This window comes from Microcoleus sp. POL10_C6 (assembly GCF_036701585.1).
Lineage (GTDB): Bacteria > Cyanobacteriota > Cyanobacteriia > Cyanobacteriales > Microcoleaceae > Microcoleus.
In genome coordinates, this window is the sequence record NZ_JAUBRB010000057.1 from 1 (window position 1) to 25904 (window position 25904).

The following is a 25904-nucleotide window of genomic DNA, read 5'->3' on the forward strand; positions in this document are numbered from 1 at the left end:
AACTTATATTTAACTCTGCTTGAATATATCGTGAGCTCCTGTTCTTAGTTTGCGATCGATTATTCAGCAAACCCTATGTATAGGACGCTACGCCTTGGATTGCAGGCCAGTAGTCGAAATAGTTGCCACTTTTACCTTGAAAAAACTTCACAGCGCCCCGGAATACATTCCCGGTTTGTTTAACTACCGGGGACATCTCGTGCGGGTAATCGAAGTGTGATCACTGATACAGGGGACGCTAAACCCGCGCTTAATTGGGGGTAGCCCTGGATATACGCTGTCAATCTAATTCTTAACTTTTTAGATAATATTGTTCTGCTTCCGACCAATTGAGTTTAAGCAACGAATCATCTCCCCATGTCAGTTTGAGACTGGGCTTAAACGCTGTCACCCCTAAAGCGCTAATAATTTGCGCTGCGACAGCTTTCGCCAATAGCGGTGGTACAGAATTTCCGACTTGGCGAAAACCGTGCCATTTGGTGACATGAAATCTAAACCAGTCAGGATAGGAATGCAGTCGCGCAGCTTCTCTGACTGTAATGCACCGAGGGGCGATCGGGTGAATCGGTCTCGGCGAAGTATAAGCCCCCCTCGCCCTGTCGGTTCCGGCCCTGAGTGTGTTGCAAACTCCGTCAGGGTGAAGCTTGTAAAAACGGCTGATCGGCTCTTTTTCGCCGTGTTTGGCCGCCTGAAACCTTTCTATACATTCCTGAGAATGTTTAGTTCGCAAACTACCAGAGAGGATTTGTCGATCGTACTCGCGATCGTAGGAATAATCATCATCCAAAGCATCAATTCCGCGCATTATACTCCCATAAGTGCTGCACTTTCCGTACTCCGCCATCACCCAATCTCGATGCAGCAACTCGCTGTACTTTTCCACTTCCGGCAAATCTCCAATCGCATCCCAAACTGTCGGGACAGCAGGCAAATTAATTTTTTTATAGCGTTTAGGAATTTTAATTTTCGGCAGTATAGTAGTTTGCTGAGGGTATTTGGGTAGCTCATAACCTTCTTTGCACCCCATCAAAAACAATCGTTTGCGAGCTTGCGGTACTCCATAGTTAACAGCGTTGAGAACTTGATATTTTTCTTCTACTTTATAGCCACATTTCAGAAAAGAGCTAATTAAAACATTCAGGAGTTCTTTGTGTTCTCCTGATGCAATTCCTGGCACATTTTCCATTACAAAGAACTTGGGTTTTAGCTCCAAAACTAAGCGCTGAAAGTGAAAAATTAGAGAATTTCGCGGGTCGTCCACATCGCGCTTGCCCATCATGGAGAATCCTTGACAGGGCGAACCGCTGATTACTACGTCTATCTCGCGCCGCCCGATCGCCGATTTTTTCCGAATTTCTGAACCCGTAAGCTGTGTGACATCTTTGCAAAGAATAGAACACAGCGGGAAATTAAACTCGTGTGTGGCGCAGTGAATAGGGTCGATTTCGACTGAGGCAAGTACATCAAACCCTGCTTGTTCAAAGCCCAGGGTCATGCCGCCCGCGCCTGCAAATAAATCAACAGCGATCGGTCGCTTTTTCCGATTGCTTGGCATAACATTTCAATAACAAAGTTGCTTTAATAGAAATTAAGGAAATCAACCGCGTTTCTGGTAATAAATCGTGGGTTTGTCCACGAGCCAGCCACAAAGGAACCGGGTTTCTACATAACCTTTCAATACCAAAATTGCTTTAAGAAGCTGTATTTAATTTAACATTTTTCATGATTTCTGCAGCGGCCCGATCGCACACGCCCACATCTCCGAGACTTTCGCGCATTTCCCGATAACCTGCCAAAGTTTGCTGGCGTCGATCGGCATTTTGCAGCAATTCCAGTGCGTGATTCACTATATTTTCCGCAGTCGCCTCGTCTTGCAGCAACTCCGGGACGATCGGCTTCATTTGCACCAAATTGGGCGGAGACATAAAAGGAATCGAAAATTTCAGGACGTGGCGAGCAATAATCGCCGTAATCGGACTGACGCGGTAGGCGACAACTTGCGGAACGTCGAGCAAAGCTAGCTCCAGATTAACAGTACCAGATTTAGCGATCGCCAGATCGGCAGCGGCTAATATTTCCAGAGTTTGATTTTCTAACAAAGTAGCCCGCAAACCGTAATTCTCAATCGCCTGTTCAATTTTGCTGCGGAAAGCTTTGTTAGCAAGCGGAATCCAAAAATGAACTTCCGGCAATTTAGCTTGAATAATTTGAGCTGCCTCAAATATAACCGGCATCAGGTACTTGAGCTCTTGGTGTCTGGAAGCGGGAATTAGGGCGATCGACACCTGTTCCGGCACAATTCCCAAAGTTTTGCGGGCAACTTCCCGGCTGGGCGCAGATTGCATTCTATCCACCAAAGGATGACCAACCCAACTCACTTGAGCTCCTTTTTTTTGATAATAACGAGCTTCCTCTGGGAAAATTGCCAAAAGTTGGTCGCAAATATTGACAATCAGATCAGTATTGCGAGGAGAAATCGACCAAACCCATTCTTGAGGTGCGATGTACCAAACCACCGGCAAATCAGGCAAACAGCGGCGGATGTAGCTGCCAATACCGAGATTTGGAGTCAAATAATCAATCAATACAACAGCATCGGGGCGGAAGTTTTTGAGATAATGTTTAGCTTTTTGCTGAACTTTGATTGTGGGCCAAATGTACGGCACTGATTCTATAAGGCCCATAGAACCAATGCCCAAAGTATCGCCTAAAATAGTAGCACCTGCTTCCGCCATACGAGGGCCGCCCAATCCGGTTATTTCTAACTCCAAACCAGCGGCGACAGCGTAACGTTTTAAGGCTGCAACTAACAAAGCTCCTTGCAAATCGCCCGAAACCTCACCAGTGCTGATAAAAATTTTCATAAAATCCTCGATATCATCAGTAAGGTGCCCCGGAGCAAAACTTTTTTAGCTGGGTTAAGGCTTGAAATTGACACACCCTACAGCTAACTGATCATAGGTTTGTAGTGAGGACTTCAGCCCTCTCTGACGCGAATTTTAGCTGCTAATAAGGACTAAAGTCCTTACTACAAACAATAGGTTTATTCTACCTCATTTACTTTTTGCCAGGAATCAAACCGCGCCGCCCTTTTGTTACAGACTGCTGCATAAATCTCTGCAGGTGCTGCAAGTGGGCATTTTCTGGCAACAAATCCAACTGTTCCAAAGCTTGATTGAGAGTGTAGCCAGAATGGTATAAAATACGAAAAGTTTTCTTCAAAACTAGCAAATCTTCTGGGGTAAAACCGGCGCGTTCGAGGCCTATTTTGTTGATTGCTCGCACTCTCGAAGGATTCCCCTCGACTAGCATATAAGGAGGTACGTCTCGATCGATCCTGCTCAAGCCGCCCACCATAGATAAGCGGCCGATGTGGACAAACTGGTGAACCCCCAAAACACCGCTCAAGCGGGCTTGAGACTCGATTTTAACGTGTCCGGCTAAGGCTACAGCATTGGCGATAATTACTCGATCGGCGATCGCGCAATTGTGTCCCACATGAACATAAGCCATCAATAGATTATGATTGCCAATAGTCGTGCTTTCTCCGGCTCCAGTAGCGCGGTTAATTGTCACGTATTCCCGAATGAGATTGTTGTCGCCAATTTTCACCCTAGTCAGAGAACCCTCGTATTTCAAATCTTGAGGTTCCAAACCAATCGCCGCACCGGGGAAAATTTGATTGCGAGCGCCTATTTCTGTTAGCCCGTCGATAATTGCATGAGCGCCAATCTTAGTCTCCGGCCCGATTTTCACTCTTTCCCCAATTACAGCATAAGCTCCCACTTCTACAGTCGGGTGAAGTTCAGCGCGGGGATGAATCACAGCAGTTGGGTGAATCAAAGTAAGCATTTTTCAGTTGTCAGTTGTCAGTTGGCTGTTGTCCGTTGTCTGTTGACTGTTCTTAGTTATAAATTACCAATTACCAGTTACCAATTCCCCAATTTAATCTACCATCGAAAACGTCAATTCCCCTTCACACACTTTTTGTCCGTCTACTTCAGCCAGAGCCTGCATTTTTGCGAAGCGACGGCGTTTTACCCACAGCAATTCTACAGTCATCAGCAACTGATCGCCCGGTACAACCTGACGACGGAACTTGACTTGATCAATTCCGGTAAACATCCACAATCCTTGCTTGATGTCGGGCAACTGAGCCAGAACAATACCGCCAACTTGAGCCATCGCTTCGACAATTAATACTCCAGGCATAATCGGCCGTCCGGGGAAATGCCCTTGAAAATGTGGTTCGTTGAAAGTCACATTTTTAATTCCTACAGCCTTCTCGGACGGCACGTAATCAACAATCTTGTCAACCAGTGCAAAAGGATAGCGATGAGGCAATAATTTCTGAACTTCTTCGAGAGTAAAAGTAGATTTAACCGCTGGAGAATCTTCACCGTTTTTGGTGGAGACGGATTCAGAATTAGCAGTATTGAGGGTGTTAACTTCAGTCAGCGTAGACATTTCTTGAAGAATTTTGAGTGTGGTATGGCAGAAGGCAGAAGTCAGAAGGAAGATGCAATCTTAACAGAAGATCACCTTGTTTTTTCCTAACTTTTATCTAGGGTAGCTAGAGCTTCCGATTTCAGGGCTTGGGCGAGTTGGACGTGCAGGTTGTGACTGGCTTTGTAAGCCAAGTAGTGAGCTTTTGGCCAAGTTCCGAGCAGACTGAGGTCGCCTGCTAGGTCTAGGATTTTATGGCGCACGGGTTCGTTGGCAAATCTCAAAGGCGGGTTGAGCCAGCCGGATCGATCGCAAACTAGGGCGTTCTCTAGGGTACCACCTTTGATCAAACCTGCTTGTCGCAATTGGTCAACTTGGCGAGCAAGTCCAAAAGTGCGGGCTGGGGCGATCGCCGTCGCAAAACTTTCTGCCTCTGGCGACCAACTGTACCATTGATTGCCGATCGCCTGTTCCTCAAAATCAATTCCGTAACTAAACCGAGTTTCGGCTGACGGTAAAGCCGCTGCAAAAGCATCCCCGTAGCGCACCCAAATTGGCTCACTAACGACAAAGGAGGAAGTGGGGTCTTGCTTCGATTCTTGAGGAACTAAGCCAGTATGGGCGATCGCCTCTACCCAAACCTGAGCCGAACCGTCCAGCAGAGGCACTTCCGGCCCATCAACCTCAATTCGAGCATTATCCGCTCCCATCCCCGCCAAAGCGGCTAATAGATGCTCTACAGTGCGAATGTGAGCATCGATACCTGCCAGTTCTGTTGAAAGTGCAGTCTGGCAAACCGCCTCAATTTTTGCAGGAATTATCGGAGCACCGGGCAAGTCAATTCTGACAAAATAGCGGCCTTCCTCAACCTCCGCAGGCAAAACTCGGACGCGAGTTTGTTCGCCGCTGTGCAAACCGATTCCCGACAGTTCAAATTCAGATTTTAAGGTACGTTGAATAGTCATTAGTTATGGGAATGGGGCATTGGGCATTGGGCATTGGGCATTGGGCATTAGTTAGTAGTCAGTAGTCAGTAGTTAGTAGTTAGTAGTCAACTGCCAATTGCCAACTGCCAACTGCCAACTGTCAACTGTCAACTGCCAACTGCCAACTGCCAACTGCCAACTGCCAACTGCCAACTGTCAACTGTCAACTTAGAATCGCTCACCAATTCCAAAGTGAATTTGATTGTCGCCCGTGTCGTTGATACCGTAATCGATGCGGATCGGCCCTAAAGGAGATTGAACCCGCACGCCGAGGCCGTAACCGTAACCGCTACCGGGCTTTTCGCGGATACCGGCCGGGTCGCCCGGCACATCTTTGCCCGTGCCCAAGTCAGTGCCAGCATCCAAAAATAGCGCTCCGCCGATAAACGAAATAATCGGGAAACGGTACTCAACGCTGGCTTCTAGGAAACTGCGGCCGGCTCCCATGTCGCCTTCGTCGTATCCGCGCACCGAGTTGGCGCCCCCCAAGGCAAAGGCTTCGTAGGGAGGCAAATCTCCGAATACGGTGCCGCCTCTAAAACTGAATGCCAGGGTTTGAGGGCCGGGGGTAAAGTTAGTGTACTTGACTGGTAGGTACAAGCTGTAGCTGGCCCGCAGGCGGTTTAACAGGATGCTGCCGGAACCTACAGGAATCGATTGTTCCATCCCAAACCGGAGCAGGGAACCGCTAGTGGGGCGGAGGGGGTCGTTGCGCCGATCGCGCACAACACCTGCTTGCAAAGTTGTCAAGTCATCCGAGCCCGAATCGCTAAAACTCAACAGGTTGCCGAGTTCGTCCTCGGACTCGCGCCTGCCTTTGCGATCGGTAATTGAGACTCGCTGGTACTGCAAGCCGACTGAAGCTGTCCACTCAGAATCCGCAAAAGGATTCCGATCCAGGGGACGGGTGAAATTGATACCGGCACCGGTGCGGACGACGCGGGGTCGATCGTCGTTGGGCAATCTAACTTCCCGTTCGCCACCGTCAAAAATCACGCTGATCGATCGTCTTCTAAACGCATTAATCGTATAAGAAGTCCGGTAAGGATCGCCCGCAATCCAGGGGTCGGTAAAACTCAGGTCAAACAGGGTTTGGCGTTCCCCGATTTGTACTTCAGCCCCCAATTTCTGGTTCCTACCTCTCAAGTTTTGCTGCTGGTAACTCAGCGTACCGAACAAACCCGTCGCGGAACTCAAACCCGCACCAGCCGCCAGAGAACCGGTATTTTTCTCAATGACGTTGACAATTACTCTTGCCTTGCGGGGGTCAGTCGTTCCCGGTTCCAAGGCAAGTCGCACGTCTTCAAAAATTCCCAAACCAAACACCCGTCTCAAATCCCTTTCCGCCTTAGTGCGGTTAAAGATGTCTCCGGGCTTGAGTTCTACTTCGCGGGTGATGACAAACTGACGGGTGTTGCCTCCGATCGGCTGACCCGTGGCATCTGTTGCCTCTCCCTCCTTGTTCAGGAAGCGGACATCAACGGATTCGATCTGGCCTTCTGCCACTACCAGGGTGACAGTGCCGTCGTCTGCTACTTGCGGGGCATCAGTGATTTGGCCCAAAACATAGCCGTTCTCTTGATACCACGCATTAATTTTTTTCACTCCCTCTTCAAAGCGGCGAAGGTTGAGAATTTTGCCGTATTGATCGCGGAAGCTTTCGTCAATTACGCTTTGGGGCAGCACTTGCTGACCGGTGATTGTCACTCCCCGCAGCACCGGATTTGGCTGCACAATAAAAGTTACCCGGACGCCCAACGGGGTGTCTTCCGGTACTGCCCGCACGTTTCTGAAAAAGCCTGTGGCAAAAATGGCGTTGATGTCTTGTTGCAGTTGGCTGCGGTTGGTCGTGCGTCCCGGTTGGGTGCTGATGACTCGGTAAATTTCGCTTTCCAGGTCGTCCGTCGCCCCGGTGACTGTCACTTCTGCAACTAGCACTTGCGGTTCTGCCGCCCCGGCGGGTGCGGGGGTTTGTCTCGGCTGCGGTGCTGGGCTAGGTGGCAATGGGGGAACGGTGTTAGCGGGCGGCCTGGTCGGGGCCGGTATTGTCGGAACTTGGGCGTTTTGAGCGATCGTCCCTGGTTCCTCTGGTTTCCCTAGCTCTGCTGCGATCCAGGCGGGCGTTACAGCCGATGCCTCGGGGGGGAGCGAACTGTCCTGTTGCGCGTCTGGCAGGGCGTTTTGGCTGCTAGAGGCGGGGGAGGGGTTGGATGCTAGCTCGGGTTTGAGTTGAACGATCAGAGGTGAAACCGGCGAAGGCGGTTCTGTGACTCGATCTGGGGGTTGGTCGTTGGGTTCTCCTCTGGCAGGGGCCTGAGCTATTTTTAGGGCTTCCCCTTTGCCGGTTTTAGCGGCTTTGCGGTTTTGAGGAGGGTTTTGGGTTAATTCTGGAATGGGGCGATCGGGTAATTCGATCGACGGGGCGGGCCGGGCGGCAGCCAAAGCTTCCTCTGCTGATTCAGAGTAGGATGTTTGGCCGGAAGCAGAATTTGATAACCCGAATGTTGCTGAGGCAGTAAAAACTGCCACCAATACAGCAGATAAACGCATTTTTGTTCACTTTTTTGGGCAATCCACACACCACATTAGTCATTAGTCATTAGTCATTAGTCATTAGTTATATAAGTCGGTGGAATTTCGCGCTGACCGCTAATTGATGACTGTTGACCGCTGATTGCTGACATCGAAAGCAGAAGGGTGACAAACTGTGCAATTCTAGCGCATTACCAAGGCCTCTAGACTTTCTGAGCGAGAACGCGTTGGAGAACTTGCTGGTAAGCGGTTTCTACCGATCCTAAGTCGCGGCGGAATCGGTCTTTGTCCATAACACGGGCGTCGGGGTCGGCTTCTGCGTTGTCCCAGAGGCGGCAGGTGTCGGGACTGATTTCGTCGGCGAGGATCAGATTTTGATGTTGGTCGATACCGAATTCTAGTTTGAAGTCTACCAGGGTGATGCCGCACTGGCTGAAAAATTCTTTGAGTATTTCGTTAATTTCGCGGGCGGCGATTTCTAGTTGGTCTATTTGTTCGGGGGTGGCTAGTTGCATTAGCAGCAGCCGGTCGCGGGTCAGCAGCGGGTCTCCCAAATCGTCGTTTTTGTAATAAAACTCCACCAGCGGCGGATGGACTATTGTGCCGAGAGCGAGTCCGGTTTGCTTGCACAGACTGCCGGCGGCAATGTTTCTGACTACGACTTCCAATGGCAAGATTTGGACGCGACAGACTCGCATTTCGTTGGGGGCCGGCGTGTCGATGAAGTGGGTGGGAATGCCTTTGGCTTCTAGCATCCGAAACAGGTGGGCGGATACGGCGCAGTTGATTTCGCCTTTGCCGACGATGCTGCCGCGTTTTTGGGCGTTAAAGGCTGTGGCGTCGTCTTTGAAGTGGGTCAGCAAAATTTCGTTGTCTTCGGTGGAGTAGAGGATTTTGGCTTTGCCTTCGTAGAGTTTGCGATCGGCTGACATGGCGATTAATAATAATGTAGATGAGTTTTAGATTTTACCGTAGCTCGATCGGGTGTTATTGGCGAGTTTTTGGATCTCCGCTGCACCGCTCATGCTCTGACCAAGAATTTCTTGATGGTACAAGCCCCCGGATTTATCCGTGGAATCAATCCCAAATCTCAAATCTCAAATCCTCAAGCCCCCGCATTTATCCGTCGGGTCCATCCCAAATCTCAAATCTCAAATCTAAAATCGAATGACGGGCAAGTACGCCTGCAGGTAGATACTGTCATCGACCCCGGCATAAATGATTCTTGACAAAGGACAATAGATATTAAACCTGCTGGGTTCGCGATCCGTGCTGAAAAAACCTCGCAAACGAGACGGGCGCTTAAAAAACATCTAGAAAATGGCTGATTTATGCAAGACAAAAAAATTCATATTCTCTTGGTAGAAGATGATGAGGTTGATGTGATGAACGTCCGGCGAGCTTTCAAAAAAAATAACATCGTCAACCCCCTCTACATTGCTGCCAATGGATTAGAAGCTCTAGCCATATTACGTGGAGAAGGAAAAATAGATCCTCCCATGCCTAAAGCGCGCCGGTTGATTTTGCTGGACTTGAATATGCCGAGAATGAGCGGGATCGAGTTTTTGCAACAATTGCGACTAGATGAATGTTTGAGGTCGATTCCGGTAATCGTCCTCACAACTTCTAATGAAGATAGAGATAAAGTAAAAGCTTATAATTTGAATGTAGCGGGCTATATTCTTAAACCTGTTACTTTTTCTAACTTTGTGGAAGTGATGGCTACCCTAAACAAATACTGGATGCTGAGCGAAATTCCCTAAAATAGGGAAATTTGAATATTTTTTTTCAAGGGGGATTTATGATTTTTCAGCGATGCAGTTGTTTGAATTCCTTTTTCTCGACAGCAGCTTTTTCGGAGTAATCCACAATTCGGTTTTTATGGACAAAATTCTCACAATTCTGATAGTTGATGACGATGCAGTAGATCGAATGGCGATCAAACGCTCGCTCAAGTCCGCTGGTGTTTCGGCAGAAGTTACTGAGGCAGAAGACTGCGCGGATGCCCTGGTCCAACTCTCGGTCAGCAAAAATTCTACGCAGGCTACCGCGAAACTCTCCCAACAAAATAAATCTCAACCTTTAAGCGAGCTTGAGGAGACAGAACAGGGGCTGCTATTAAATCAAATATTTGAGTGCAAATTTGACTGCGTATTCCTCGACTACGGATTGCCGGACGGAGACGGACTGAGTTTGGTAAAACATCTACGAGAAGCTGGACTGAAAGTTCCCTTAATTGTACTCACCGGTCAAGGCGACGAACAAATTGCTGTGGAATTGATGAAGGCAGGAGCTTCAGATTATATCGCTAAAAACAAGCTTTCTCCAGATAGTTTGTCACGCAGCTTATCCAATGCGATGCGCGTTTACCGTGCCGAATATCAGGCATTTCATACCAGTCAAAAGCTCAAGGAAAGTGAAGAACGATACAGGTTAGTTTTAGAGGGAGTGAACGACGGAATTTGGGATTGGGATTTAAGTAAAAATGAGGTTTATTGGAACGATCGCCTTTTGGAAATTATCGGTTTGTCGCGCAAGCAATTTGGCAGGACTATGGAAGCTCTATATAACCGCCTGCACCCCGATGACAAGGAGGGAATTGTCGCGGCGATCGCCGCTCACTTGGAACACGAAATAGACTACAATGTAGAATTTCGGCTGCTGCACTCGAACGGTGTTTACCGCTACTGCACTTCTCAGGGAAAAGCTCAGCGCAATTCCCAAGGAAAACCGCTGCGAATGGCCGGCATGATTAGCGATATTACTGAGCGGAAACAGGCGGAAGATGCTGTGGAAAGGGAACGGCAGCAACTGAGACAAATTATTACTTGCGTGCCTGTAGCAATGGCGATGTTCGATACACAAATGCGCTATATGGCTAACTCTAAAAAATGGGTTAGTCAATTTAATTTGGGCTTGCCGTCCCTGAATAATCTCAGCCATTACGAATTGTTTCCAGATACGCCGAATCGCTGGAAAGTAATGTACCAAGAAGTGCTCCAAGGCAAGGTAGTTTCTGTGAGCGAAGATGCTTGGGAACGAGCAGGCGGCTCTGTTATCTACCTGCGCTGGGCCGCTCACCCTTGGTACAATCCAGACGGTAAAGTAGGGGGAATTGTGATGGTTGCCGACAAGATTAATGAGTTGGTGGAAGCGCGGGAAACTGCCTTAGAAGCTAGTCGGGTGAAGTCGCAATTCTTGGCGAACATGAGTCACGAAATTCGCACTCCGATGAATGGGGTTTTGGCAATGGCTCAATTGATGCTGCGCGCTCCTCTGGAACAGAAACAGCGGGGCTGTGCTCAGACGATTTACCGCAGTGCTGAACATTTGCTAAATGTTATTAATGATATTCTCGATTTCTCTAAGATTGAAGCTGGAGAGATGCGGCTGGAAAAGGCTAATTTTGATTTGGATACTTGCGTTGAGTCGGTGATAGAAATCATAGCGCATTTGGCTGAAGAAAAAGGTCTTGAATTGAATATTTTAGTTGACAGTTCAGTGCCCAGAAAGTTGGTAGGCGACTCGGGCAGATTGAAGCAAGTTTTGCTGAATTTAACGGGTAATGCCATAAAGTTTACGGATCGCGGTCAAGTTTTAGTTCACGTAACGGTGAAACAAGGCAACCGACTGGCAGAGGGTAGACAAGGGGCAAGATTGCTATTTTCCGTCCGAGATACTGGCATTGGAATTTCGGCAGAAGGGCAAACAAAGTTGTTCCAATCTTTTTCTCAGGTAGACGATTCTCCTACTAGGCCTTACGGCGGGACGGGTTTGGGTTTGGCTATTTGTAAGCAGTTAGTGGAGATGATGGGAGGGGACATTGGAGTTCGCAGTTTGCTAGGCAGTGGTGCTACTTTTTGGTTTACTGTACCTTTGGAAAAACAGTTGCCAGTTGAGCCTCATGATCCCGAACTAGCGGGCAAGAAACTGTTAGTAGTCTCTGGAAGCGCTTTGAGAAGGGCAGCGGTGCGCTCGCTCGCTCAAAGTTGGGGTGCCCGCTGCGATGAGGCAGAAACTGCTGCTGAGGCTTGGAATTGGTTTCCAAATGCCCAGGGCGGGATTTCTCAGTATTCGGGAGAGGGGGGAAAAAGCTGGGATGTGGTGCTTGTGGACTTGCAAATGCCGGAGTTGGATGCGGAGGAATTTGCTAGGAAAGTGCGATCGACCTCGGCAGTTGGCTCGTTAATCGCCATGACTGCTTTGCGGGAACAGCCGAAGGCTGAATCGCTTTGCAGTCGAGGTTTTAACGGATATTTGATCGAGCCGGTGCGACCAAGCCGCCTGCTTGAGGCTTTGCAGGCGCCGGTGAAGGGAACGGGAGATTTTGGGAGAGTGGAGGGTGCTAATACTTACAAGTTGCCACCAGTTAATTCTCAATATGTTACTCCCAATTCGCTGTCATCGCTAAGGATTTTGGTGGCGGAAGACCACCCAATCAATCAACAAGTTCTTGTCGAACAGTTGGCAGTTTTAGGCTATCAAGCTGACTGCGTGGTCAACGGTCAAGAAGCGCTGGATTTGCTGGCAAAAAAAAGCTATGATTTAGTGCTGATGGACTGTCAAATGCCGGTACTTGATGGTTACAAAACGGCGCAAAAGTTGAGGCAAATTGAAGGAAGAGATCGGCATACTTTTGTGATGGCTTTAACGGCTCATGCTATGCCGGGGGAACGAGAAAAGTGTCTGGCAGCGGGGATGGATGATTATCTCAGTAAACCTGTAGATTTAGATGCTTTGGCGGCGGCTCTGAAAAAGTATGAAGCCCTAAATGTTCAGGGTGACAATAAGTATGGAGTTAAAAGTATAAATTCGGCAAATAAATCTCAATTAGCAACAAATTATACAGAAGTTATGGAAAAAGCGCAGGTTGTGGCTCTGCCGACACCAAGGGCGATCGCACATCAAACTTGGGAACATATAGACTACGACGGACTGTTCGACAAGAGCAGATTGGAGCAACTCGGACGAGTTAATATTAAATTGCCAGAGCGACTTTTGCAAGCTTTTGTGGCAGGCGCGCAAGCTGATGTAGCTGCTGCCAAAATAGCCGTAGAAGCTAAAGATTGGCAAGCTGTGGAATATCAAGCCCACCGTCTCAAAGGAACTTCTGCTAATGTGGGAGTTGCTCTGATGTCGGATTTGGCCGCACAATTGGAGCATCAAGCGCGAAGCTTTCAATCTGAATCACCAGATGTGGAATTGTTAAATATTGAGAGGGTGGAGAACATATTAGTAAGTTTGTTCAGTCATTTAGCCAGGGTTAAAAAATTTGTGGAAACACGAATGTTTGGTTAATATCTTACTCGATCATAGTTGCTCGTAGTCGGCAATTAAAATCGCCATTACAAAAACGAAGTTTCTCTCTAAGAGACTAAGAAATAGAGCGTTACGGTACGGAGTGTGCATCCTAACTAGAAAAAATCTAGGAAAATTTTGTTTCTTTCTTTAGTCACTCCGTGTTCTCTGCGTTCTCTGCGGTTAATTAAAAATAATAATTAATTTAGCTATGAATTACGATCCCAGTACAAACACTATTTTAAATAGCAATTCATTAAAAAATGATGAAAAAATGCTAACGCCTTTGAGGGTTTTTGCTCGGGAAGTTTTATTGTATGAAAACCAGGCTATCTCTGAGCAAGATTCTGTAAATGTTGTGCCGTACCCACAAGATGAAAACAATAATTTATGTGTTGACAATCTCCTAGCAAAAGTGGCTCGCTGCTGTCGCGAAAGCAAGGTGGGGAAAAAATTACCTACGGCTTTTTACGTTCACGTTTCGGCTTTGCAGACACTCAACCCTGTCATCGGAATCTACGAAAATTGTGCCAGACGCACTCTCGAAAATATTGATGAAGCAACTTTAGTGAAATTTTCACTCCATCAACCTAAAATATCTTATCTTTTTTACCCGGATTTCGATACAGATGCTCATCCTGCTTTGCAAACCAGCATCCAAATTAATCTAGCAACAGGGGAAGTGAAATATTTCGATTACAGCAACAGCGAAAATCCTCCTGTTTTGCACCGGAAGGAAACTTTTGTAGCTGCGGATTATCCCAATTACGAAAAGTTTGCGAGGCTGACTCGCTGCGAGGAAAAGTGGGGGCTGCTTGACAATACTAGCGTTATCGGCACTCGCGAGGGTTGGCTCAAATATTTGGGATATTGCGGTGTAGAAATCCAAGATCATACTGTTGTCGAGCGTTTGAAACAGGAGAATAGTGAGCTATCAATTCCTAAGATCGAGCGACACAAAGCTGCAATGGTACGCAGTTCGCTTTCTAAACCTCTGCGTCTGGTTTTAGAAGCTGATTTAGCGAGGGACGGCGCGACTTTTTTTGATTACGGTTGCGGTTTCGGTGGGGATGTTAAATATATTGCACAAGAGGGTTATGCTATTTCTGGTTGGGACCCATACTATCAGCCGGATACTCCGCGAATTTGTGCTGATATTGTGAATATTGGTTATGTGATTAATGTCATTGAATCTTTGGCGGAACGCCGAGAAGCGTTGCTGAATGCTTGGGAATTAACTAAGAATTTATTAGTTGTGGCGGCTCAGGTTTTGATTGATGATAGTGATCGAGGTCAAATTGCTTACGGGGATGGGGTGATTACTTCTCGGAATACTTTTCAGAAGTATTACGAACAAGAAGAGTTGAAGGTTTATATTGACCAAGTTTTGAATGTTGATGCGATTCCTGTGGCTTTGGGGATTTATTTTGTGTTTCGGGATGCTGCGGAGGGTGAAGGTTTTCGCGCTTCTCGGTTTCGATCGCACTTATCGACTCCCAGGGTGCGATCGCAAGTTAAGCGGTTTGAGGATTATGCGGAAATGTTGGCTCCTTTGATGGCTTTTGTGAGCGATCGAGGCCGGCTTCCTGTTAAAGGCGAACTAGCGGAAGAATCGGCGATTAAGGGGGAATTTCACAGTTTTAATCGCGCTTGGAGGGTGATTTTGCAAGCAACGGATGCGGATGATTGGGAGAGAATCGCCGACAAGCGCCGCCAGGATTTGCTGGTATATCTCGCTCTCAACGGTTTGGGCGAGCGGCCTTCGATGCGCCGACTCCCGGCTCAAATCCGCAACGACATCAAAGGTTTGTTTGACAATTATCAAAAAGCTTGCACTTTGGCTGATTTAATGCTATATAGTTTGGGAAAACCTGATATTGTGGCTGACTGTTGCGAAGATAGTGCGATCGGCTACAAACAGCCCGGTTCCCTTTCAGTTCACGTCTCTGCAGTAGAAGAACTAGACCCTTTGCTGCGTCTGTACGAAGGCTGCGCTAACCGCACAATTGGCAGGCTTGACGGCGCTACAATCATCAAATTTCACGCTCGCAAACCTCAAATTTCCTATTTATTTTATCCCGATTTTGACACTAACCCGCATCCAGCCCTTCACACTTCTATGCACATAGATTTGCGCGATCTTTCGGTCAGCTATCAAGACTTTTCTGATGTGTATAATCCGCCAATTTTAGTTAGAAAAGAAGCTTTTGTTACTGCTAGTTATCCCCATTACGACAAGTTTGCGAAACTAACCCGCCAAGAAGAAAAGTTAGGGATTCTAGATCGTGGCGTAGTTAAAAAGTATCGGGAATGGGTGAAGTGTTTGGAGGAAAACTGCGTTAAAATTAAGGATCATACGTTGTTTTGGCGAGCGAATGCTGACCCAGAAAGGTTGAAAATGCTGCAAAAAGCTGCGTCGGAACGTCAGCAGAAAAAGATTGAGTTGAATCCACGAAAGATTGAACAAACCGCAGAGGACGCAGAGGAGGGAAAAGAAGAGGGAGATGTTAGTGGCGAACCTAGTTGAAATTTGTTGGTGAGGCGTTTACAATTGAGGCTTTGGCAGTAGTTTGAAAACGATCGTTTTTTGTGAATAACGTATTGACATTGTAAATACATTTTACCTATACTAGGGAGCATGAATGTATACTTCGTGCTCAATGGCATTACCTTTGTATGGGACGAAGGAAAAGCGCGGATAAATCCCACGAATCATGATGGGGTTACTTTTCAACAAGCTACTGAATCCTTCTTTGACCCATTTCTAGTTGTCGTTGATGCCAGCCGCAATGAGGAAGCGCGTGATGCTGTGATTGGGCTAGATAGTCGGTGGAATCTACTGTATGTGGTTCACATTGAGCGTGAAGAAAATGTCATTCGGATTATTTCAGCACGTAAAGCAACTCGTCAGGAGAGGGCAGAGTATGAAGGTTGAAGCATTAAAGCAGCGATTAAACCGCAACCGTCCAATGACTAGCGTGACGATTCGTATGCCCGAAGATGTTGTGGAAGATTTAAAAAAAGTTGCACCATTGTTGGGTTTTTCGGGTTATCAGCCATTAATTCGTGCTTATATCGGTCAAGGTTTGCGCGTTGATTTAGAACGATTTGAGAGCGAGACAGTAACAGCATTAGTAGCAAGTTTGAAGCGTCGAGGTGTCAGCGATGCAGTGATTGATGAGGCATTAAAGGAAGTGGTTCATACTAAATCATGTTAATTGTATCTAGCCAGCAGTACAAAAAGGCGATCGATACCTGCACGCGAGGTCAAAAACCCGGTTTATGCCTCACTATCTCAAGGGTGAAACCGGGTTTTTTAGGTTGATAGTGCGTAAGTGTTGTTAAGCAAACTTAATCTTCAAATAATCATCCTCCATCTTCGCCCCCGAAGGTTGTAGCGCCGCTAAAGCTTGCGGCAACACCAAATTACGGCGATGATTCCCAATCCGAACATTCAACTCATCTCCCGTTTTGCTCAACTGGATCTGATCCTTAGCAATTCCCGGCAAATACAGTTCAAGACTATATTGATTGTTTTCCTGAACGATCTTAATCGTATTTTCTTTGTAATAAACTTGACTGGGGTCTTCGTCTTTGTAAAGCGTTTCTTTCAACCGTTCTAAAGCTGCCAAACCGCACATTTCTTCTGAATAAAGTGGCACCTCCTTAACTGGCAGCGGCATGAAATCTGAGTGAATTTCCTGACGGTACTGTTCCTGGCTTTCTTTCCAGCGTTTAAAAAATGGGTCAGTTACTTCTGCGGGAATAATCCGGTTAGCTACTACTAAATCTGTGGCTACATTGTACAAACTCAAATAGGCATGAGCGCGCAGAGATTCTTTAATTACCATTTTTTCGGGATTGGTAACTAACCTTACCGAAGTGACAGTATTGTCAGTTAAAACCTTTTCCAAAGCTTCGATTTGTTCGTAAAATTCGTAAGGTGCATCCATCACCTCTTTGTCCGGTAAAGAAAAACCCGCAATTGGTCTAAAAATAGGTTCAACTAAAGGTCTAAGGGCGGCTGATATGCCTTGCAGCGGCTTGTAAAATTTTCTCATGTACCAGCCGCCCACTTCCGGCAAACTTAGCAGTCTTAATGCTGTGCCAGTCGGAGCAGAATCGATAATTAAAACATCAAATTCGCCTTCGTCGTAATGCCGCTTCATCCGCACTAAACCGAAGATTTCATCCATTCCTGGCAAGATGGCTAATTCTTCAGCTTGCACCCCTTCGAGCCCCTGCGCTCGCAAGACTTGAGTAATGTAGCGCTTAACTGCTCCCCAATTGCCTTCTAATTCCCTGAGAGCGTCTAATTCTGCTCCCCACAAATTCGGTTTCACCAGCCGCGAATCGTGTCCGAGTTCCATGTCGAAGCTGTCGGCTAAGGAGTGAGCGGGATCTGTGCTCAGCACTAGGGTTTTGTATCCCAATTCGGCACATCGCAGCCCAGTAGCAGCGGCTACGGAGGTTTTGCCGACGCCGCCTTTTCCGGTCATTAATATTAAGCGCATTGATTGTTTAGCTCGCCTGAAAATTCTTTACTTCTTTATTGTAACGTTCTGTAACAGAGATTAATTTAGTGGGCGCTTAATTTTGGCGATCGCCCACCGCTGAACACAGCGCTTTTCCAGCAGTACACGAAATTGCTGCCATGTCAAGCTCAGTTAAAATTATTTATCTCCGATATCAATTGCAATAAATAAAAATCCATCAGCGTTCATCTGTATTTATCTGCTAACATCTGCGGTTAAAAAAGGGATCTCGCTCTTGAAACACCATTTTTTATTGCTAACCAACCTAAGAACAATTTTCAAACATTAGATTTTAGGGGAAATACAAGCTGTTTGAGCACATCCAACCGCGAACAGTTCCAGTAATCGATGTGAGAAACAATTAAACCGTCGCTGTTGATTTTGAGTTCGCTCCTACCGGCGATCGCCATTTTCGGTTTCCAAGGTAGCGGTGCGATCCAGCTCAGAGTCCAGCGAGTGTCTATAGTATCTCCCGACTGCGAAATCCCGTGCAAATCTAGATTTACATCCTGAAAAAAAGTCCCCATAAACCCGATCATTTTGCGGTAGCGATCGACTCCGGTAAATCGATTCACCGGATCTTCAAAATAAACATCTTTTGCATAGATGCTGTAAGTCTGATTATCGGGAAATCGTTGATAATCGTCTTTGAGAATTTCAATAATGTCCATTTCGAGCGATCGTTATTTTTATATTATTAGAATATAATTTTAACACAAGAAAGCGAAAATTCGCAATTCTCGTCCAAATTGTGATAATATATCGGGTTATTTCCTGCCTTGCCAACTTTCAACTTAACATCACAACTATGATTGACCTCTACACTTTTACCACACCGAACGGTCGCAAAGTCTCGATCATGCTCGAAGAAATAGGTTTACCCTACAACGTGCACGTCATCGACATCACAAAAAACGACCAATTTAGCCCAGAGTTCATCGCAATCAACCCCAACAGCAAAATTCCGGCGATAGTTGATCGAGATAACGGCATCACCGTCTTCGAGTCGGGCGCTATTCTAATCTATCTTGCTGAAAAAAGCGGTAAATTTCTGCCCACAGACAAACAAAAATACTTTCAAGTTATGCAGTGGCTGATGTTTCAAATGGCCAGCGTCGGCCCGATGTTTGGTCAGCTAAATCACTTCAAACGCTTTGCACCCGAACAAATTCCCTATGCGATTGGGCGCTACGAAAAAGAAACCTTGCGCCTCTACGGAGTATTAGACACTCAACTAGCAAAATATGAATATATCTGCGGCGACTATTCTATTGCCGACATTGCTACCTATCCCTGGGTTGCTATTTACGAATTTCAAGGATTAACCCTCGACAACCACCCCCACCTCAAACGTTGGGTAGAAACCTTGCAGAAACGTCCCGCAGTTGAGCGCGGAATGGCTGTTCCATCATTATAAACCCCCCATGTAAATTGTATTTTCGGGCGGGCTAGGAGCAACGGCCCACAAGCAAGTTGACTTTTGTGGAACTGGCTTCTAGCCCGTTCTTAATAAACAGCGGGCGGGCTAGGAGCAACGGCCTACAAAGCAAGTTTACTGGTTGTGGAACGGGCTTCTAGCCCGTTCAAAAAAAGCCCTCAAACTCAATCAGCGAAATGCTTAATAATCGCCTCAGCAAACTCCGAACACTTCAACTCAGGCACCGGCGGCTCCATCAACCTCGCCAAATCGTAAGTAACTTCACCATTAGAAATTGCCGCTCCCAAACCCTTCTTAATCAAGTCTGCTGCTTCCTGCCATCCCATGTATTCTAACATCATCACCCCGGACAAAATCAGGGAACCGGGATTGACTTTATCCAAACCAGCGTGTTTCGGTGCAGTGCCGTGAGTGGCCTCAAAAACTGCACATTCATCACCAATATTCGCACCAGGGCCCATACCCAATCCACCCACAATGGCGGCGGCCGCATCGGACAAATAATCCCCGTTTAGATTCATTGTCGCCAAAATCGAATACTCGGCCGGTCGGGTTTGAATTTGTTGGAAAATACTGTCAGCAATTCGGTCGTTGACCATGATTTTTTCTTTCCACTGGCCACTGCCGTGACTGTCCCAAATTGCAAACAGAACGTCGGCTACTTCTTGACGAATTTTGGCTTGTTTTTCTGGGGTCAAAGCATCGTATCCCGGATCTATTTGGCGAGCATTATCTTCTAAGCTAATGTCGGAATTTTTTTCTTTGTTGCCCAGAATCCAAGACTCTCTTTCAGTTACGCACTGTTGGCGAAATTCGGTGGTTGCTAATTCGTAACCCCAATCTCGGAAAGCTCCTTCAGTATATTTCATGATGTTGCCTTTGTGCACCAAAGTCACTTGCTGCTTATCTTTCGGCAACCGCAAAGCGTGGGTAATGGCACGCCGTACTAAACGCTGAGAACCTGTTTTGCTAATGGGTTTAATTCCGATGCCAGAATCGAGGCGAATTTGTTTTTTGCCATGTTCTGGTGTTGCTGGAATTAACTCATTATTGAGGAATTCAATCAATTTTTTGCCGATTTCGCTGCCTTTTGCCCATTCAATTCCGAGGTAAATATCTTCTGTATTTTCCCGGTAAATAATTACGTCTAGGAGCTCAGGAGTTTTGTGTAGCGATGGTGTTCCAGCATAATATTTGCAGGGTCGCACGCAGGCGTAAAGGTCAAAAATTTGCCGCAAAGCTACGTTTAGCGATCGAATGCCGCCCCCGATTGGGGTTGTCAGTGGCCCTTTGATGGCGACTCCGTATTCTTTGATGGCGTCTAAGGAATCCTGGGGCAGATATTGGTAAGTACCGTAGACATCGCAGGCTTCGTCGCCTACATAGATTTTAAACCAGTTGATTTTTCGATCGCCACCGTAAGCCTTTTCTACCGCAGCATCCATGACTTTCTGGGATGCAGGCCACAAGTCAACGCCGGTACCGTCGCCGCGAATGAAGGGAATAATCGGGTCATTGGGGACGATCGGCGAACCGTCTTTGAAAGTAATTTTAGAACCTGTTGTTGGGGCTACAATTTTTTCGTACATATCTTAACAGCGCGGATAGGAATGTTCCCTATTTTGCCACGATTGTCTGCCTAAACCTCAATCAATCCTAAATATTTGTATAAATTTTTGATAACTTGATTTTTAACCGCAGATAATAGCAGATAGACGCAGATAAACGCAGATGTTTTTGGGGATGTCTGCATTTATCTAGGATTTTATTCTTTTTGCATATTCTTCTTCACTATCCATAAAATACACCAGATGACTATAATCACCACAACTATTTTGGAAACCGGGCCGAGATAATCCTCTACAAGTGTATAATTTTCCCCGAGTTTATATCCGGCAAAAGTCAGAAAAGTTACCCATAAAAGAGTGCCGCCTGTTGAGTAGATTAAAAAAGGAATTAAAGGCATATTATTGATGCCAGCGGGCAGAGAAATTAGGGTACGAACTCCCGGTACGAGGCGACACAAAAACACGGCTTTGTTGCCGTGTCTGTTAAACCATCTATTTGCTTTGTCAATATCGGCGCCCGATACTGTGATCCACTTGCCGTATTTGTCGGCTAAATTCCTCAAGCGTTCTTCGCTCAATAATTTACCAGCATAGTACCAGGGAAGCGCCCCCAGAACTGTACCGATTACTCCTGCTGCGATCGCCGGTGAAAACTCCATTCTGTTCTGGAATACCGTAAATCCTGCCAGTGGCATAATCAATTCTGAGGGTATGGGGGGGAAAAGATTTTCTAAAAACATCAACAGCCCTATTCCGAGATAGCCCATCGACTGCATTGTGTTAGTTATCCATTCAACCATTTTGATTCACTAATTTGGTAAGAAGAAGTCAGTAGTCATTAGTCATTAGTCATTGTTCATCCCCTGGCTGTGCCTGGGAACACATATCTAGAGGCTCTGCCTCGACTCCCCTTGAGGGAGGCAGAGCCTCCTTGTATCCATTCCCAGGCCGAGCCCGGGAACGAGAATACTATGATTAAGTGCCCGAAGTCCAAGAGTTTGTGTACTCAATTTGTTCGGCAGTCAAAGTATCAATGTGAATACCCATTGCTTCCAATTTGAGACGGGCAATTTCTTTGTCAACTTCCACGGGAATTGAGTGAATACCAGGCTCTAGTTTGCCTTTGTTCGTAACTAGATATTCGCAGGCTAAAGCTTGGTTAGCAAAGCTCATATCCATCACGGCACTGGGGTGTCCTTCGGCTGCTGCCAAGTTGATCAAACGACCTTCGCCCAACACAATAACCGACTTGCCATTATTGAGGTGATATTCTTGAGTGAAAGACCGGACTGTTTTCACGTCGGTGCTTTTTGCACCGAGGGATTTGAGGTCAATTTCAATGTCGAAGTGACCGGAATTGCAAACAATTGCGCCGTCTTTCATTGTCTCGAAATGTTCGGCACGAATGACGTGTTTGTTGCCGGTAACAGTAATGAATATATCTCCGACTGTTGCTGCTTCGTCCATCGGCATGACGCGGAAACCGTCCATCACTGCTTCGATCGCCCGAATCGGATCGATTTCGGTGACAATTACGTTAGCACCCATACCACGGGCGCGCAGTGCCGTGCCTTTGCCGCACCAACCGTAACCTGCAACCACAATATTTTTACCGGCTAACAAAATATTGGTAGCGCGGATAATGCCGTCTAGGGTAGATTGACCGGTACCGTAGCGGTTGTCGAAGAAGTGCTTGGTGTCGGCGTCGTTGACGTTCATTGCGGGGAAAGTCAGCACGCCGTCTTTCAACATGGCCCGCAGGCGCACGATGCCGGTGGTAGTTTCTTCGGTAGTTCCGATCAAGTCGGAAATTTGGTTCGGGCGGTGTTGGATCAGTGCCGCTACCACGTCGCTGCCGTCGTCGATGATAATATTGGGGCGGTGGTCTAGGGCTGTGTAGACGTGACGTTCGTAGGTAGCCGCATCTTCTCCTTTGAGGGCGAAGACGGAAATGCCGTAGTCTTGAACTAAGCAAGCCGCTACGTCATCTTGAGTGCTCAAGGGGTTGCTGGCGATCAGTACGGCGTCGCCACCGCCGAGTTTGATGGCGATTGCCAAATGAGCGGTTTCTGTGGTTACGTGGCAGCAAGCAGCCAAGCGAATGCCAGCGAAAGGCTTTTCTTTAGCGAAGCGTTCTTGAATTTGCCGCAAAACGGGCATTTCCCGACCGGCCCACTCGATGCGTTGCTTTCCCAAGGGGGCGAGGGACAAGTCTTTGACTTCGTGTTTAATCTTGACGGATGTAGCAACCATGTATGTTATTTCTCAGAAATCATCAAACTTTGTTAGTTTTAGCAGATTAACCCATCGGGGGGCAAGTGCTGTGATTTTACTCGATCGGGGTCGGCGCTGCTAATCTTAAATTTTGATTGTGTTTTAATGATTAGCGAGCTAGTCGATGGAGTCACCCGCACAGTGAGAGTCAAACATTCTTGTCGGGCGATCGAGCTCAATCTTTTGTGTTAGCGTGGCATTCTTGAATTATTTGACACTCTCACTTGGGTGGCTGGCAGTTTGAGGGCCTGCGTGATTGCGTTCCCAGCTTGGCAGCCTGCAGATATCATCAGTTGGTTAGGACTTGGTTCAGTAGGGATTAGTTTCCCGTTCCCAGACATCTTCAAATACTTTTTAGCGGAAATATTGTTGCTGTGGCACGAACCGTTTCAATTGGGCGATCGGATAATTGTAGAAGGCTTTGAAGGTACTCTTGAAAAGATTTTGCGGCGTTCAACTGGCTCTCCTGAACTTATGGTTACAAGTTTATCTAATCAAAAAAGCAAGCTACGCGATTCCTAAAATTATTAAAATTAGAAAAACCATACCCTTGCCCCATTATCAACTTAATCCGATTGTTGATTCCTTCCATGACTCCACTTGTGGTGCGATCAAGACAGTAGTTGCAAATACCCTCAAAATAATTCTCAATTGTTGATGCAGATTCTCTAAAAAATACTTGTGCATGATTTGGAATTATGTCAATTTTATAGTGACTAATTAGGGCTTGCTGAATAATCCATTGCTTTCCCAATAACAGGAGCGATCGATATATTCAAGCTCGATTTAATATAAGTCTTTTATGTATTAATCCACTCCTATTAGAAGGGAAGATTATCATCGCTTCCAAAACAGGTGTTCTTTTTCCAAACAGACATAAAAACACACAAAAAAACCGGCGCCACAGGTAGAAAGATTCATTACCAAAAAAGTAATTGCAATAACGCTACCAGATGTATTATCAAGTTTAGCCATCACTCGATTCAGACCGAATCTTCGTTTACCTTGTCCGAATTTTCCCTCAATCGCGTTGCGAATTCTCTCATCCTCCAATGCTTGCCTCTTTTTTTCTTTACTCACATTTGCTGGAGGTCTTCCTAAAGGATGGCCACTGATTCTAATTCCTCTTTCTTTAGACCAAGCTCGGTTTTCTCGATTTCGATAAATTCGATCTGCATGAACTGACTCTGGATAATATCCTGTGATCCTATGATATGCTTCTAAAGAGTGCTTTTAAGTCCCCAGATTCGTTAAAGTTATCCCAGCTCATCCGGTCTAAGAATACATACCCTTCAAAGCAACTGGCTGATAGTTTGGCTCGCCTCTCTACGCTTTTTCCGGCTTTTCCTCTGACTATTGGGCGAATGTGGGGCTGACTTAAACTTACTATTATATCCTCAATACTCTGTTTATTGTTGTCAAATAACCATAGCTGTTGACGATAGACTTCCGTGAGGACTAGGAAGGTTTTATATTGCTTTTTATTCAAACTTTCTAGGGTCGCACCTGACTCGATTAGCTGTTCAATATGAGCGAGATTTCTTTTGATGTATTGGAGTTATTTCTTAAGGCTTCGTCTTATTTTATTGCGGGTTAATCGTCTTTTTTTCGCTACTGCTAAGTAGTTTTTTTTGGCAATATTACAGTAGGTTCTTGTTTTTTTATTGGTTTGATATTTGAGTTATTTATACAGGATACCTATAATTTTGTCGGTATGAAATCTGGTTCCGTTTAATAGTCCTAAGTCGGTAGGATAACTAATGTCGGCTGGGGCCGAGGGAGCATCTATAGCATTTCTTAGAAAGATGAGGTATAATATAACTGACTTAAACGGAGTGAAAAATATAGAACTTCAAAATGTTATACAGTTCTAATTAAATGGGGCGCTCTTCGAGCAGTAGTCGCTCGACCCGCAGTCACTAGAATGACAACTATCTCAAATTTTAGCAAGGATCACGCATTAGTAAAAATGAAAAGTTATTCTCTTGATTTTAGACAAAAAATTATGGATGTGTACCATAATGAACCGCTGTCACAAAGAGCAATAGCTAAGCGTTTTTGTGGAGCCTCAGAGTTTTGTCCAAAAATGGGTTAAACAGTATCGTGACACCCAAAACATTGCTCCTCGCACTGAGCGATGTGGAGTCAAATTAAAACTGAATGCAGAACAACTGCTAATTGTAGCGGAATTGATTGAAGCAAACAATGATGCAACTCTCGAAGAACTCCGTTATTTACTGTACCAAAAAATTGGTTTTACCATCAGCGTAGCAACGATGGGAAGAATGGCAAAACTCTTAAACATGACTTTGAAAAAAAACTCTTTTCCCGTCAGACAAAGGCACTGACAGGGTTCAGAACCTGCGATACGAGTTCTGGCAAAAAATTAGAGAAGTTTGTTTGAACGACTTAATATTCATTGATGAATGTGGAGTAAACTGGGCAATGGTTAGGTTATATGCTCGATCTCTAAAAGGTTCAAGAGCTCTCGTGATCACAACCGAATAAACGCCGAAGAAATGTCTCAATAATTGGAGCTATATCGGTCAAAGAAGTCCTAACATGAGTTAATTTAATAGGTACAACTGATGGAATTACATTTGAGGCTTTTATTATCAGAAAATTAGTGCCAAAGTTATGGAAAGGTGCTTGTGTAGTGCTGGATAATTGTACTATTCATACCGGAGAAGAAGTAGAAAAAGCCATTAAAGAGAAAGAGGCAAAATTAATATACCTGTCGCCCTATTCGCCCGATTTCTCACAAGCGTGAAAATTTATGGTCAAAACTTAAAAATATTCTCCGTTCTATCAAGACGCCTAATTATCA

Annotated in this window: 23 protein-coding genes and 1 pseudogene; 10 read left to right on the plus strand and 14 right to left on the minus strand. The window is 46.1% G+C overall.

Features of this window, described 5'->3' with window-relative positions; translation table 11 throughout:
• The first annotated feature begins 49 nt into the window (after positions 1-49).
• Positions 50-220 carry a chemotaxis protein CheW gene (locus QUA34_RS24385; RefSeq protein ID WP_333389655.1) on the plus strand — a complete coding sequence of 57 codons (171 nt, stop codon included), beginning with the start codon at positions 50-52 and terminating at the stop codon, positions 218-220.
• A gap of 72 nt (positions 221-292) precedes the next feature.
• On the opposite strand, the gene QUA34_RS24390 is transcribed toward QUA34_RS24385, so the two are convergent.
• The 7 genes from QUA34_RS24390 to purC form a co-directional block, all read right to left on the minus strand.
• A complete protein-coding gene (locus QUA34_RS24390; RefSeq protein ID WP_333326628.1) occupies positions 293-1555 on the minus strand; it encodes a DNA cytosine methyltransferase in 1263 nt (420 codons plus the stop codon).
• A gap of 136 nt (positions 1556-1691) precedes the next feature.
• Positions 1692-2864 carry a lipid-A-disaccharide synthase gene (lpxB, locus tag QUA34_RS24395; RefSeq protein ID WP_333389656.1) on the minus strand — a complete coding sequence of 391 codons (1173 nt, stop codon included), beginning with the start codon at positions 2862-2864 and terminating at the stop codon, positions 1692-1694.
• A gap of 193 nt (positions 2865-3057) precedes the next feature.
• Entirely contained in the window at positions 3058-3852 is a 795-nt protein-coding gene (lpxA, locus tag QUA34_RS24400; RefSeq protein ID WP_333326625.1) for an acyl-ACP--UDP-N-acetylglucosamine O-acyltransferase, read from the minus strand.
• A 93-nt stretch (positions 3853-3945) separates the two neighbouring features.
• Positions 3946-4467: a 3-hydroxyacyl-ACP dehydratase FabZ gene (fabZ, locus tag QUA34_RS24405; RefSeq protein WP_333163518.1), complete on the minus strand. Its 522-nt coding sequence runs from the start codon at positions 4465-4467 to the stop codon at positions 3946-3948.
• Between the two features lie 86 nt (positions 4468-4553).
• Positions 4554-5411 (minus strand): UDP-3-O-acyl-N-acetylglucosamine deacetylase, encoded by an 858-nt coding sequence (gene lpxC / locus QUA34_RS24410; protein ID WP_333082566.1) that lies wholly within the window; start codon positions 5409-5411, stop codon positions 4554-4556.
• A gap of 189 nt (positions 5412-5600) precedes the next feature.
• Entirely contained in the window at positions 5601-7982 is a 2382-nt protein-coding gene (locus QUA34_RS24415) for a BamA/TamA family outer membrane protein (protein ID WP_333389658.1), read from the minus strand.
• A gap of 185 nt (positions 7983-8167) precedes the next feature.
• Positions 8168-8896 carry a phosphoribosylaminoimidazolesuccinocarboxamide synthase gene (purC, locus tag QUA34_RS24420; RefSeq protein ID WP_333326617.1) on the minus strand — a complete coding sequence of 243 codons (729 nt, stop codon included), beginning with the start codon at positions 8894-8896 and terminating at the stop codon, positions 8168-8170.
• Positions 8897-9295: 399 nt separating this feature from the next.
• On the opposite strand from purC, the gene QUA34_RS24425 reads away from it, so the two are divergent.
• From QUA34_RS24425 to QUA34_RS24445, 5 genes are all read left to right on the plus strand, one after another.
• Entirely contained in the window at positions 9296-9727 is a 432-nt protein-coding gene (locus QUA34_RS24425; protein WP_333326615.1) for a response regulator, read from the plus strand.
• Positions 9728-9845: 118 nt separating this feature from the next.
• Positions 9846-13262, plus strand: a complete 3417-nt coding sequence (locus QUA34_RS24430; protein ID WP_333389661.1) for a response regulator — start codon at positions 9846-9848, stop codon at positions 13260-13262.
• 211 nt (positions 13263-13473) lie between these two features.
• The gene (locus QUA34_RS24435; protein ID WP_333389663.1) at positions 13474-15789 is read left to right on the plus strand and encodes a DNA phosphorothioation-associated putative methyltransferase; all 2316 of its coding nucleotides are present in this window, start codon (positions 13474-13476) and stop codon (positions 15787-15789) included.
• Between the two features lie 111 nt (positions 15790-15900).
• On the plus strand, positions 15901-16197 hold the full coding sequence (locus QUA34_RS24440; RefSeq protein ID WP_333326609.1) for a BrnT family toxin: 297 nt from the start codon (positions 15901-15903) through the stop codon (positions 16195-16197).
• Positions 16187-16480: a hypothetical protein gene (locus QUA34_RS24445; RefSeq protein ID WP_333326607.1), complete on the plus strand. Its 294-nt coding sequence runs from the start codon at positions 16187-16189 to the stop codon at positions 16478-16480. The genes QUA34_RS24440 and QUA34_RS24445 overlap by 11 nt, the downstream gene beginning before the upstream one ends.
• 123 nt (positions 16481-16603) lie before the next feature.
• Here QUA34_RS24445 and QUA34_RS24450 read toward each other — a convergent pair whose 3' ends face one another.
• Together QUA34_RS24450 and QUA34_RS24455 are read right to left on the minus strand one after the other, a co-directional pair.
• A complete protein-coding gene (locus tag QUA34_RS24450; protein ID WP_172188640.1) occupies positions 16604-17776 on the minus strand; it encodes a TRC40/GET3/ArsA family transport-energizing ATPase in 1173 nt (390 codons plus the stop codon).
• Positions 17777-18075: 299 nt separating this feature from the next.
• Positions 18076-18468, minus strand: coding sequence for a DUF2358 domain-containing protein (locus QUA34_RS24455; protein ID WP_333326605.1), 393 nt, complete (start codon positions 18466-18468; stop codon positions 18076-18078).
• A 137-nt stretch (positions 18469-18605) separates the two neighbouring features.
• Between QUA34_RS24455 and QUA34_RS24460 the strand changes: the two genes are divergently transcribed.
• A complete protein-coding gene (locus QUA34_RS24460; RefSeq protein ID WP_333326603.1) occupies positions 18606-19214 on the plus strand; it encodes a glutathione S-transferase N-terminal domain-containing protein in 609 nt (202 codons plus the stop codon).
• Between the two features lie 185 nt (positions 19215-19399).
• On the opposite strand, the gene QUA34_RS24465 is transcribed toward QUA34_RS24460, so the two are convergent.
• The 3 genes from QUA34_RS24465 to ahcY form a co-directional block, all read right to left on the minus strand.
• Positions 19400-20824: an NADP-dependent isocitrate dehydrogenase gene (locus tag QUA34_RS24465; protein ID WP_333326601.1), complete on the minus strand. Its 1425-nt coding sequence runs from the start codon at positions 20822-20824 to the stop codon at positions 19400-19402.
• 176 nt (positions 20825-21000) lie between these two features.
• Entirely contained in the window at positions 21001-21603 is a 603-nt protein-coding gene (locus tag QUA34_RS24470) for a DedA family protein (protein ID WP_333326599.1), read from the minus strand.
• 175 nt (positions 21604-21778) lie between these two features.
• On the minus strand, positions 21779-23056 hold the full coding sequence (ahcY, locus tag QUA34_RS24475; RefSeq protein ID WP_333082580.1) for an adenosylhomocysteinase: 1278 nt from the start codon (positions 23054-23056) through the stop codon (positions 21779-21781).
• A gap of 273 nt (positions 23057-23329) precedes the next feature.
• Between ahcY and QUA34_RS24480 the strand changes: the two genes are divergently transcribed.
• The gene (locus QUA34_RS24480) at positions 23330-23599 is read left to right on the plus strand and encodes a mechanosensitive ion channel domain-containing protein (protein ID WP_333326597.1); all 270 of its coding nucleotides are present in this window, start codon (positions 23330-23332) and stop codon (positions 23597-23599) included.
• Here the strand turns inward: QUA34_RS24480 and QUA34_RS30270 are convergent.
• Both QUA34_RS30270 and QUA34_RS24490 read right to left on the minus strand, forming a co-directional pair.
• Entirely contained in the window at positions 23568-23831 is a 264-nt protein-coding gene (locus QUA34_RS30270) for a transposase (RefSeq protein ID WP_445242843.1), read from the minus strand. The two genes, QUA34_RS24480 and QUA34_RS30270, sit on opposite strands and share 32 nt — an antisense overlap.
• 21 nt (positions 23832-23852) lie before the next feature.
• Positions 23853-24866, minus strand: a pseudogene (locus tag QUA34_RS24490) (transposase); the annotation flags it as partial.
• A gap of 271 nt (positions 24867-25137) precedes the next feature.
• Between QUA34_RS24490 and QUA34_RS24495 the strand changes: the two are divergent.
• A complete protein-coding gene (locus tag QUA34_RS24495) occupies positions 25138-25425 on the plus strand; it encodes a hypothetical protein (RefSeq protein ID WP_333326595.1) in 288 nt (95 codons plus the stop codon).
• Positions 25426-25652: 227 nt separating this feature from the next.
• Positions 25653-25847 (plus strand): transposase, encoded by a 195-nt coding sequence (locus tag QUA34_RS24500; protein ID WP_333326652.1) that lies wholly within the window; start codon positions 25653-25655, stop codon positions 25845-25847.
• Positions 25848-25904 lie beyond the last annotated feature (57 nt).